Source organism: Synechococcus sp. H55.11 (assembly GCF_047462475.1).
Lineage (GTDB): Bacteria > Cyanobacteriota > Cyanobacteriia > Thermostichales > Thermostichaceae > Thermostichus.
This window is the reverse complement of the sequence record NZ_JANSJI010000095.1, coordinates 1-11,379: the sequence shown is the minus strand read 5'-3', so window position 1 is coordinate 11,379 and position 11,379 is coordinate 1. Positions and strand designations below refer to the sequence as shown.

Sequence of the window (11,379 nt, the reverse complement as noted above, 5' to 3'; positions counted from 1 at the left end):
TCCGAGCGCTGGATGGCTTTGAAGGCGCGGTTGATGCTGAAAAACTCCACTCCATATTCCACCCGGTTTTTTTTGCGGATCCCGGCGGTGTCGATGAGACGATAGCTCTGCCCCTCCCACTCCACCAGAGTGTCAATGGCATCGCGGGTGGTGCCAGCAATGGGGCTGACGATGGCCCGCTGGGATCCCACCAAGCAGTTGAGCAGGCTGGACTTGCCCACGTTGGGCCGGCCGACAATGGCCACGGCGATGGGATCCGCTGCTGCTGCAGCTTCGTCTACCTCAGGCAAATGGGGCAGTACCGCCTCCAACAGCTCGGCCACCCCGTTGCCGTGGATGGCGGAACAGGGGATCGGCTCCCCCAGCCCCAACTCCCAAAAAGCCGCCGCCTGGGCCAGGCCCAGTTGCCCCGACTCGCACTTGTTGACGGCCACCACCACCGGCAGGGGTTGTTTGCGCAGCCAATCGGCCACTTCCCGATCGGCGGGGGTCAGTCCCTCACGGCCATCTACCACAAAGATCACAGCGTGCGCCTCCGCCATCGCCGCCATGGCCTGCTGGCGGATGTGGGGCAAGAACTCGCTGTCGTCGCCAAAGACCAGGCCGCCGGTATCCACCACCTGCAGGCGGCGCCCGTTCCACTCCACCTCTTGGTAGAGGCGATCCCGCGTGATGCCCGGCTCATCGTGGACAATGGCGGAACGCACCCCCGCCAGGCGGTTGACGAGGGTGGATTTGCCCACATTGGGGCGACCCACAACGGCCACAAGGGGTAAAGCCACTGCTCTGCCTTGCCACAAAACCGAACTTAGATTTCTATCCTAGCCTTTGGGATCCCGGATACCCAAGCTCGGCCCTGCTTCGCATTGCTTCAGGTGCGGGTCTGGCGGTAAGCTGTGCAGTTAACCCCAAGTGAGCCAGGTGTCGGCTTGCCTTTCTATTTGTATGAACCGCGCTCTCGTCCCCGCCCAACGCTTGAACAAGCTGCCTGCCTACGTCTTCGCCCGCTTGGATGAGCTGAAGGCCCGCGCCCGCCAGCAGGGGCTAGATTTGATCGATCTGGGCATGGGCAACCCCGATGGCCCCACCCCCCAGCCGGTGGTGGAGGCGGCCCAGGCGGCCATCGCCGATCCCGTCCACCACGGCTACCCTCCCTTCGAGGGCACGGCCAGCTTCCGCCAGGCGATCACCGATTGGTACCGGTGCCGCTACGGGGTGGAGCTGGATCCCAATGGGGAGGTGCTGCCTCTTTTGGGATCCAAAGAGGGCCTGACCCACCTGGCCTTGGCCTACGTGGATCCGGGGGATCTGGTGCTGGTGCCCAGCCCCGCCTACCCGGCCCATTTTCGCGGGCCCATGATTGCCGGCGGGCAGATCTACCCGCTGCTGCTACGCCCCGAGAAGGAGTGGCTAATTGACCTGCAGGAGATCCCGCCGGAGGTGGCCAAGCAGGCGCGGGTGCTCTACTTCAACTACCCCAACAACCCAACGGCGGCGGTGGCGCCCCGCTCTTTTTTTGAAGAAGTGGTGGCCTTTGCCCACCGCTATGAGCTGATTCTGGTGCACGACCTGTGCTACGCGGAGCTGGCCTTTGACGGCTATCGGCCCACCAGCCTGCTGCAGATCCCCGGCGCCAAGGACTTGGCCGTGGAGTTCCACACCCTCTCCAAAACCTACAACATGGCCGGCTGGCGGGTGGGCTTTGTGGTGGGCAACCGCCAGATCATCCAGAGCCTGCGCACCCTGAAAACCAACCTCGACTACGGCATTTTTGGCGCACTGCAAAAGGCGGCCGAGACGGCTTTGGCCCTGCCAGAGAGCTACCTACAGCAGGTGCAGGAGCGCTACCGCCGCCGGCGCGACTATCTCATTAGCCGCCTGGCGGAGCTGGGCTGGCAGATTGAGCCGCCGCGGGCAACAATGTACCTCTGGATCCCGACCCCCCGCACTGCCGATGGCACTCCTGAGGGATCGACGGAGTTTGCCCTGCGGGTGCTGGAATCTACGGGCGTGGTCGTAACCCCCGGCAACGCCTTTGGGGAAGGGGGGGAAGGCTATGTGCGAATTAGCCTGATTGCCGATTGCGAGCGCTTGGGCCAGGCCATCGACCGCTGGGCGGAAGCCGGGATCCGCTATTGCTGACCCCCGACCCCTCTCCCCAAGGGAGTTGCCCAAGCGCTCCGCGCCGCTAACGCGACCACCCCCAACCCCTCTCCCTTAGGGAGAGGGGAGTTGGTACTGCTCTACGATGCGCCGGGCAAAGGGAGGGACATGCTGCTCCAACTTGTGGGGGTAGTGGCGGCGCAGGTAGAGATAGTTGCGGACAAAGTGGGAATCAATGGAAAAGCGGGCATATTCCAGGCCACGCGGCCCAAAGCGCTGGATTGCCGCCCCCAGGATCCGAGCCAGCCACATGGGCAGGCTCAGAGCCTGCTCGTAGGCTTGGATCCCCTGTTGTACTGCCGCCCGCCGGGATCCCTGCGAGATCACCGCTTGGGTTTCCAGCTCTTCCCAAACCAGATCCAAGAGCTCCCGCCCGCGCCAGTTGCGCACCAGCAGCCACTGCCAGCCAAAGGGGGATCCCATGTAGCCCACCACCAGATCTGCCAGGCCGTTGACGTAGTCGAAACAGGTAAGGCAAGAGGGGGCAAATACGTCCTTGAGTTCTTTGGTCTTGAGGCCAAAAAAAGGCACCTTTTCCACCGAGCCGTCTTCGTGTTTGAAGTGGATGTGGAAGTCCTGCATGAATTCGTAGTGCACCACCGTCTGCGGGGAGCGGCTGGTGGTTTCCAAAAACTTCTGCAGGCCGGCGCGGCTGACATTGTCCACACAGGGCGTGCCCAGCACGTAAAGCCTCTCTAGGCCCAACTTTTTCTCCACCGCCCGCAAAGCCTGGATCTGACAGCCCACCCCGATAACCAAGAGGCGCTTGAGGCCACTTTGCTCCACCTGCTCCAGCACGGAGAGATTGGGGGATAGGGTTGGCTTGTTAACCCGCGCCGCCAAAACCGCCTCCGGAGTACGCGCCAAGACAGGCCGCGGCTGAAAGCGATCCTGGGGATCCGCCTGCACGCACACCACCCCTTCTACTAGGCCGCTGCTGAGGGCCTTCATGCCGATGCTGCTGACGATGCCCGTCCACTGGGCACCGGGGATTGGATCCCGCCTGCGGGCCGTGTACATTGCCTCGTAGACGCCGAAGTAGTCGCTGTCGCTGACGGCAGCCGACTCTGAGCGCAGCGACTCTCGGGATCGCCCGTGGGTTTGCTCTTCCAGGTGGGTAAACTGCTGGTTTAAGAAGGCACAGGCTTCTTTGACGTAGGCGACATAGCGGGTATCGCAGAGGCCGCACTGGCTGCACAGCTCTTTGGCCGGGTAGTGGCCGGAGCGGATGGGCCGAGCCGGACGCGGTAAACGGGATCCCATGGGTTCTAGACCGTAGTGGACAGAGGCACCCTGACCGGTTACCTCACTTTCTTCAGTTTGCTGCCAAAACGACGGACAAGGGCAGAAAAGTTGAGGGATCCCCCATCCTCCTGGCCACCTTCACCGCCGCCCAGTGAGGCCCACAGCTCGCCCACCCCACTGGACAGCAGAAGTTCTCTCGGTGGCCCCTCAGCCCCTGCCCAAACCACTTTCGATGGCCCAGCGGGCCAGCTCGGTGCGGTTGTGCAAGCCAGTTTTGCTCAGCATGTTGCTGACGTGGCTTTCGACGGTGCGCTGGCTCACCCCCATCACCTCGGCAATCTCGCGGTTGGACATCCCCCTGGCCACATGCTGGAGCACCTTGGTTTCCGTCGGGGTCAGCTCAATTTCCCGCTCCAGCTTGATGACCGGCTGAATGCCGACACTTTGCATTTGCAACAGGCGCTCCGTGTGCTTGAGAACCGACTCCACCTGGGCCACCAGCTCTTCCGCTTCAAAGGGCTTGACCAGGTAAACATCTGCCCCCGTATTGAGCCCGCGCACCCGATCCGCCGTTTGCCCGCGCGCCGACAAAAAAATCACCGGGATCCAGTCCGTCGCGCTGTTGGAGCGAATGGTCTGGACAAACGTGTAGCCATCCATCTCCGGCATCATCACATCGCAGATGATCAAATCCGGCGTGAAATGGCGCATCGCCTCTAACCCTTCTTGACCGTTGCTCGCCGCCACCACCTCGTAACCGCGAAACTCCAGGTAGTCCTTTACCAGCAGGATCAGGTTGGGATCGTCATCGACAAGCAACAGTCGCTTTGGGTTGTCCACGGCTGACCTTTTGAGCGCTAGAAGAGGGAACAAGCACAGCTCTCCTTCCCTAACCTTTGTCTAGGGAAAACAAACCACGATGGGTGCCTTCCTATGGCACACCCTTAGCTTAACTAAGTAGCAGCCTGGGGTAACTGTATCCTACCCTCAGAGCTCAGAATACCATATGGAAGTGGAAAATACATGCTTGAGAAATGCTGGCAACAGTATCTCTACGCAATTTGGGGATCTCAATTGGTAACTTGATCCCAGAAACTTGTCAGAACTTGCCCCTCCCTTGGAATCGCAGTGTGGAATACGTAACCACAATCTACCGGAAGGCCTGTATCCCATAGGTGTCTCATGTATACATAGTACCGTATACCCATATTCTCTTTAAGTATTGATGTGCAAAGATTGCCAGTTCTCGTGTCTGCGTGTCTTCTGGCCGGGGTTTCCGCGTGGGCAGGCGGGCAGAGCTGGTGGAAAATGGAGGAGAGCCTGCGCTTCAACGACAGCCGACATGGGGAGAGAGGGTGGAAAAGGGCACGCTGGTGGAGTTTCGCCACAATAACGACCGTGTGTTGGCCGTGGTTCAGGGCACCGAGGGCAAAAAGAACCTACTGCTGGGCGTGGCTTCGGGGCAGGTGCACAGCGTTCACCCTCGCCAAATTACCTTTGCCTTGAATGGGGGATCCAGTTTCACGGCTTCCGACATTCCCGGCTTTTGGCAGGCGGTGCAGGCGAAGTTGGATCCCGAAAGCTTAGCTTTGGCCTGGGAATTGGTTCAGGAGGAGCGCCGGCTCCTGAGCCTGTCGGAGATGGCCCAGTTGTTGTTTTCCGACGATTCCCCGGTCTCTACTTATGCTGCTTACCGCCTTTTGAGTGAGGATTTCATCTACTTTAAGGCAAAGGGGGAAGGCTACGAGCCGCGTACCCCGGCGCAGGTGAAGGAAATCCGCCATCAAATTGCCGTTACCCAGCAGCGGCAGCAGGAACAGGCCGAGTTTGAGGCCCGCCTAAGGGCAGCGGTGGCCCAGCCTGGGCAAAAGTACACTTGGACCCCAGCAGAGCGAGCCCGTCTGGAGCTGCTGGAGCGCCTAGCTCTGCAGGGAGCGGCGGCCAGCATTCGCAGCCACGAGGATCTCTCCCACAACCTCACCCCCTCGGATCGGGAACGGGCCTCGCAACTGCTGCAACTGATGGGATTTCCCGACACTCCCCAAGGAGCCTTTGACGCCCTGGTGGCCCTGGGCCTGTGGAGCCGCCACGAGAACCTGGCTCTGCGCCTCACCGGGATCCCCACCCAATTTCCCAAGGAGGTGGAGCGCTACACCCAAACTTTGCTGGGCGGCCCTCCTCCCTTCCTGGATCCCCATCTGCGCCGCGATCTCACCCATCTCCACACCTACACCATCGACGACGCCAGCACCCGCGATATCGACGATGCCCTCAGCGTCGAGTTTTGGTCGGATGAGGAGATCAAGCTCTGGATCCACATTGCCGATCCCAGTTGCTGGGTACAGTGGGGGGATCCCCTCGACTTGGAAGCCCGCCGGCGGGGCACCAGCGTCTATTTGCCCGAGCGGGTGATCCCGATGTTTCCACCGGAGCTGTCCACCGGCCTGATGAGCTTGGTGCAGGGGGAGGTGCGGCCTGCCCTCAGCTTCGGCATCCGGCTGGGATGCGACGGTGTCGTGCGCAACTACGAGATCTGCCTTAGCCAAATCAAGGTAAACTACCGCCTCACCTATGACGATGCCGACGAGATGCTGGAGTTGGGGGCAGAGGCACAACTGACGGCCATTGCCCGGGCCGCTCGCTGGCGCTACGCCTGGCGCCTGGCTCAAGGGGCCATCCAGATCGGCCTGCCGGAGCAAGATATCAAGGTCATGGACGAGATCCCCCACCTGCGTGTTATTGAGGATACGCCGGCGCGGCAGATGGTGGCGGAGATGATGGTGCTGGCCGGTGAGGTGGCTGCTCGCTTTGCTTGCCAAAACGGGATCCCGGTGCCCTATCGCCTGCAGCCGGCCCCTGAGATCCCCCCGCCGGAGGTTTTGGATCTGTATCCCCAGGGGCCGGTGAGATCTTTTGCCATCATGCGCTGTCTATCGCGGGCAGAGGTGGCCACCCAACCGGGGCGACATACGGGGCTGGGTCTCGATGCCTACTGTCAAGTAACTTCCCCCATTCGCCGCTACCTGGATCTGGTGGCCCACTACCAGATCAAGGCTTTCTTGCGCGGGGATCCCTTGCCCTTGACCGAAGCCGAGGTGCAGCAGTTGTTGCTGGCCATTGAGCCGGGCACTGCAGAAGCGGTTCAAGTGGAGCGCAAGTCCAAGCGCTACTGGAGCATTGAGTACCTGCGCCAGCGACCGGGGCAGATTTGGCGGGCCTTGGTCTTGGGCTATCTGCGCGAGCAAGAAAACCTGGTGCTGGCCCTGCTGGATGAGATCGCTTTTCGGGTGCCGGTACGCCTAGAACGCCAGGTTCCTCTAGCAGCTTGGATTGAACTGGAAGTCGTGCAGGCGGATCCTCGCGCGGATGTGATCGAGCTGCGCGAGGTGGGACGGGATGCCCCTTAACCTGACGCTTACCCAATCTCCCCAGGCAATTGATACAACGGAGGGGGAAGGTCTCATAATGTCTGGACTGCGAATTTCTCTGGGGGGATCCCATGACCGCACAAAGCTCTGGCCCGCCTCCGATTGTTTACATTCTTTTGCTGGCGATACTGGGGGGAGGCGGCTGGTATGCCTATCGCTCCGGCCTGCTTGACTCTTTCCTGAATCGAGGGAACGTGCCTTCTGTCCCCAGCCAGATTCCGGCTGCCCAGCCACAGGCACCGACGGCACCCAACCTTCCCCAGGCGCAAGCCCCCAATCTGCCTGCCGGCCCGGTTAAGCTGGACACTTCCCTGCCCAACCCGGCGGTGCTGCAGATGGATGGCAGCGTCACAATGGTTCGCCTTGTCTTGGCCTTGAAGTCAGGCTACAGCCAGCGCAACCCCGGCATTCCCCTCACCTACGGGATCCCGGATGGCAAACCCAACGGCTCCAATGCCGGCCTCAAGGCCCTGATGGAAGGGCGCATCCAGATGGCCGCCAGCTCCCGCCCCCTCAATGCCAGCGAAGTGCAGGCCGGTTTGCAGGCGATCCCGGTGGCCAAAGATGCCCTGGCGGTGGCGGTGGGGGTGAACAACCCCTACAAAGGCGGCCTGACGCTGCAGCAATTGGCCGATATCTTCCAGGGTCGGATCACCAACTGGAGTCAGGTGGGCGGCCCGGATCGCCCAATTCGCGTTCTCAACCGCGCCCCCCAGAGCGGCACCTACACTGTCTTCCAAGAGCTGGTGTTGCTGGGGCTGCCCTTTGCTCCCGACAACCCGCCCTACTTCACCACCGCCACCGAAGATGTCACCACCCCTCTCCTGCGGGCTTTGGGAGAAGACGGCATCACCTACAGCACCGTGGATCAGGTGCAGAACCAGCAAACGGTGAGGATGGTGCCCATCGACGGCCAGATGCCCACCCGCGAGGCTATCCAAAGTGGCCGCTATCCTCTGGCCCGCAACGTGTTTTTGGTAGCACCTCAGAGAACCAGCCCTGCGGTGGCCGATTTCATCAACTATGCCCTCTCGGATCAAGGCCAACAAATCATTGGCCGCACCGAGTTCATCCCCCTTCGATAGCAACCCACAGCGGCAGCGGCGCGGAGCCGGTTGCGATGGCAGGAGTCACTATTGGCAAAGCCTGCACTCTAGGCGCCAGCAGGAGTATGTCACAGTTCAATTCTCTCGGCGCATGGCGCTCTCGTGCCACTTGCCCAATACCCTCTCCGATAAAGCGCTTAGGGAAATGAAGATCAGGATCCCCAAGCCGGTAACCAAGATCAAGGCTGCAAACATGCGCGGCACCTGCAGGTTGAAGCTGGAGATCAAGATCTGGTAGGCGATCCCAGCTCGCTGCCCACCGGTACCAGCCACGAACTCCGCCACCACCGCCCCAATCAAAGAAAGGCCGCCGCTGATGCGCAGGCCCCCCATGAAATAGGGCATGGCGCTGGGCAGCCGCAGGTAGATCAAGGTTTGCCAACGATTGGCCTTGTACAGTTGAAACAGGTTGAGCAGGTTGTGATCGGCGCTGTTCAACCCCAGAGTGGTGTTGGAAAGAATCGGGAAAAAAGCCACAATCCACGCGCAGACCACCATCGCGGCAAAGGTGTTGTTGCGCAGCCAAATGATGATCAGCGGCGCGATGGAGACAATGGGCGTTGTTTGCAAAAGCACCGCATAGGGGAAAAAGCTGCGCTCGATCCACTTGCTCTGGGTGAACACAATCGCCAGCACAAGCCCGGATACGGTGGCGGCCAAAAAGGCCACCACCGTGATCTGCAGAGTAATCAACAGAGAAGGAAAAAGCGTTCCCCAGTCGCGGATAAGGGTTTGCGCCACCAAAATCGGCCCCGGCAAGAGATAGTGGGGCATTCCTGTCACCCGCACCGCCACTTCCCAGCCCACCAAAAAGAGGATCCCGACAATAACGGGGGCCATCACCTCCAGATTGAACCAGCGGCCCAGATCCAACCCCTTTGCGGGCGCAGCACTCGGCCCAGCAGCGGCAGCCGTGGGTTGGAACCTGAGTTGTTCTCTAACCGCTCCGGTCAGCCTGGGCGGAGCCCAATCCGGCCAAGGCAGAGACAAGCGCTCCGCCGCGCCAAGGGATCCCAGCCGGCGATACAGCCAATTGAAAAGGGAGAGGAAAGCATCGAACATATCCTGAGGTTGATGAGGAAGGGGGCTCTACACAACAGGGAACACCGTCAAGGAAGGGATCCCGTCAGCGCGAACGTCCGGCCGAGAGGGGACGCAGATAAGGCTCCTGAGCCGCGCCATACATGGCTTCCTGGAGACGAGCCGACACTTCACGGCAGTAGTCGTTGTAAAGGGTTGAGGTGCGAAACTCTTCCGAGCGGGGATAGGGGGCATCGATGGGAATATCGGCTACCACCCGGCCCGGACGAGCCGCCATCACCACCACGCGGTTGGAAAGATAGACAGCCTCATAGATGTTGTGAGTAACAAAGATGACCGTCCAGTGCTTTTCTTGCCACAACTCCAGCAGCTCGCTGTTTAGCTTGCTGCGGGTGATCTCGTCCAAAGCACCAAAAGGCTCGTCCATCAGCAACACCTGCGGCTTGGTTACCAAGGCGCGAGCAATGGAAACCCGCATGCGCATACCGCCGGACAGCTCGCGGGGAAAATGGCGCTCAAACCCCCGTAGGCCCACCAGTTCTAGAGCTTCCAGAACATCTCGATCGGCTTTTGGCTTGGGCTCACCGGCCAACTTCAGGGGCAGGCGCACGTTGTCCATCACCGTTGCCCAGGGCATGAGGGCCGGCTCCTGAAACACAAAGGCCAATTTGGGCTCTCCTTGGGAGGTGTTTTGCCCCCATTCGATAGAGCCGGTGGTTAGGTCACCCAGCCCTGCGATCAGCCGCAGCACCGTGCTTTTCCCACAGCCAGATGGCCCCACCAAGCTGACAAACTGCTCCTCTTGGATGGTCATGTTCATGTCTTGCAAAGCCACCGTGCCATTGGCATAGGCCTTGCTGACATGGCTAAGGGTAATGACAGGGGCAGGCATGGCTTGCAGTTCCTAGGGGAGGGGACAAGAGGGTACCTTGCAAATCCAGCAAAGAGGAGAGAAGGTTACACAGGCACACCCCATACTTTAAAAATAACCCTCTCTGCCGCCTCTGCTTGGTTAGTAGAACTACAACTTTTGCCCTCAGGACGGGTTTTCAGAAGGTTTCTCAGGCAAAACTTGCCCTGAACCCAAACCCGAGCCGCAAGCCGCTATGATATTGCCGACCCTCACCTGGCCGAGGAACGCATGGGATCCCAATTTAAACCGGTTGAAGGTGCCGTCACTGCCCCACAAGGGTTTCGAGCTGCTGGAGTGGCCGCCGGCCTCAAGCCCTCAGGAGCTGCGGATCTGGCCTTGATCGTTGCTGACTGCGAGGCGGTGGGGGCAGGTGTTTTTACCACCAACCAGGTCAAGGCCGCTTGTGTTACCTACAACCAAGGGATCCTCGCCCAAGGGCAGCCGGTGCAGGCTATTCTCTGCAATGCCGGCCAAGCCAACGCCTGTACCGGAGAAGAAGGGGAACGCAACAACGCCCAACTGGCCCTCTGGGTGGGAGAACGGTTGGGGATCCCGGCCCAACAGGTGCTCACGGCCTCGACGGGGGTGATCGGGCGGCAATTGGAAATGGCCAAAATTGAGGCAGCCCTGCCCCGCCTGATCGACAGCCTCTCGCCAGCAGGAGGGGAGAGTGCTGCCCGTGCCATCCTCACCACCGACCTGGTGACCAAAAGCGTTGCCCTAGAGGCCGAGATCGACGGGTACACCGTCCGGCTGGGGGGCATTGCCAAGGGATCCGGCATGATCCATCCCAACTTGGCCACGATGCTGGCTTTCTTGACCTGCGACGCGGCTGTAGATCCCCATCTGTGGCAGCAGATCCTCCAGCAAGCTGCCGACCTCAGCTTTAACCAAATCACCGTGGATGGGGATACCAGCACCAACGATATGCTCCTGGCCCTGGCCAATGGCCGGAGCGGGATCCCGGCTATTCAAGCCGGCACAGCAGCCGCCCAAACTTTGGCGGAGATGGTCAACCAAGTTTGCGTCCATCTGGCCAAGGCCATTGCCCGCGACGGGGAGGGGGCGACCAAGCTGCTGGAAATCCGCGTCCAAGGCGCCCCCGACGACAGGTCGGCTCGGCAGATGGCCCGTGTGATCGCCAGCTCTCCCTTGGTAAAGGCGGCAGCCTTTGGCAACGACCCCAACTGGGGACGGGTGGCCGCCGCCGCCGGTCGGGCCGGGATCCCTTTTGACAGCCGCTGCTTGGAGATTCGCTTGGGAGATTTTCTGCTTATGCAGGCGGGCATGCCCCTGAATTTTGATCGCCAGGCGGCTTCTGAGTACTTGAAGGGGGATCCGGTAACCTTCACGGTGGATCTCCACCAGGGATCCGGCCAGGGCATGGCCTGGGGCTGCGATCTCAGCTACGATTACGTGCGCATCAACGCCGAATACACCACCTAAAGGAGGGATCCCATTATGACCACCGAATCGAACGCGA

At 60.8% G+C, this 11,379-nt stretch carries 9 protein-coding genes; 4 read left to right on the top strand and 5 right to left on the bottom strand.

What is annotated here, in order from left to right; translation table 11 throughout:
* A partial coding sequence (gene der, locus NW853_RS04270) for a ribosome biogenesis GTPase Der (RefSeq protein ID WP_414347954.1) occupies window positions 1-782 on the bottom strand: 782 nt, incomplete at its 3' end.
* 163 nt (window positions 783-945) lie between these two features.
* Between der and NW853_RS04265 the strand changes: the two genes are divergently transcribed.
* On the top strand, window positions 946-2,142 hold the full coding sequence (locus NW853_RS04265) for an aspartate aminotransferase (RefSeq protein ID WP_414333839.1): 1,197 nt from the start codon (window positions 946-948) through the stop codon (window positions 2,140-2,142).
* A 75-nt stretch (window positions 2,143-2,217) separates the two neighbouring features.
* Here NW853_RS04265 and NW853_RS04260 read toward each other — a convergent pair whose 3' ends face one another.
* Both NW853_RS04260 and NW853_RS04255 read right to left on the bottom strand, forming a co-directional pair.
* Window positions 2,218-3,426: a Coenzyme F420 hydrogenase/dehydrogenase, beta subunit C-terminal domain gene (locus NW853_RS04260; RefSeq protein ID WP_414347951.1), complete on the bottom strand. Its 1,209-nt coding sequence runs from the start codon at window positions 3,424-3,426 to the stop codon at window positions 2,218-2,220.
* A 189-nt stretch (window positions 3,427-3,615) separates the two neighbouring features.
* A complete protein-coding gene (locus NW853_RS04255) occupies window positions 3,616-4,248 on the bottom strand; it encodes a response regulator transcription factor (RefSeq protein WP_414333842.1) in 633 nt (210 codons plus the stop codon).
* A gap of 515 nt (window positions 4,249-4,763) precedes the next feature.
* On the opposite strand from NW853_RS04255, the gene NW853_RS04250 reads away from it, so the two are divergent.
* Together NW853_RS04250 and NW853_RS04245 are read left to right on the top strand one after the other, a co-directional pair.
* Complete coding sequence (locus tag NW853_RS04250; RefSeq protein ID WP_414347949.1) at window positions 4,764-6,815, top strand: ribonuclease catalytic domain-containing protein; 2,052 nt, start codon at window positions 4,764-4,766, stop codon at window positions 6,813-6,815.
* A 92-nt stretch (window positions 6,816-6,907) separates the two neighbouring features.
* On the top strand, window positions 6,908-7,921 hold the full coding sequence (locus NW853_RS04245; RefSeq protein ID WP_414333846.1) for a phosphate ABC transporter substrate-binding protein: 1,014 nt from the start codon (window positions 6,908-6,910) through the stop codon (window positions 7,919-7,921).
* Between the two features lie 96 nt (window positions 7,922-8,017).
* Here the strand turns inward: NW853_RS04245 and NW853_RS04240 are convergent, their stop codons facing one another.
* A complete protein-coding gene (locus NW853_RS04240) occupies window positions 8,018-9,004 on the bottom strand; it encodes an ABC transporter permease (protein ID WP_414333848.1) in 987 nt (328 codons plus the stop codon).
* Between the two features lie 64 nt (window positions 9,005-9,068).
* Window positions 9,069-9,875, bottom strand: a complete 807-nt coding sequence (locus NW853_RS04235) for an ABC transporter ATP-binding protein (protein ID WP_414333849.1) — start codon at window positions 9,873-9,875, stop codon at window positions 9,069-9,071.
* A 249-nt stretch (window positions 9,876-10,124) separates the two neighbouring features.
* On the opposite strand from NW853_RS04235, the gene argJ reads away from it, so the two are divergent.
* Window positions 10,125-11,342, top strand: a complete 1,218-nt coding sequence (gene argJ, locus NW853_RS04230; RefSeq protein WP_414347946.1) for a bifunctional glutamate N-acetyltransferase/amino-acid acetyltransferase ArgJ — start codon at window positions 10,125-10,127, stop codon at window positions 11,340-11,342.
* Window positions 11,343-11,379 lie beyond the last annotated feature (37 nt).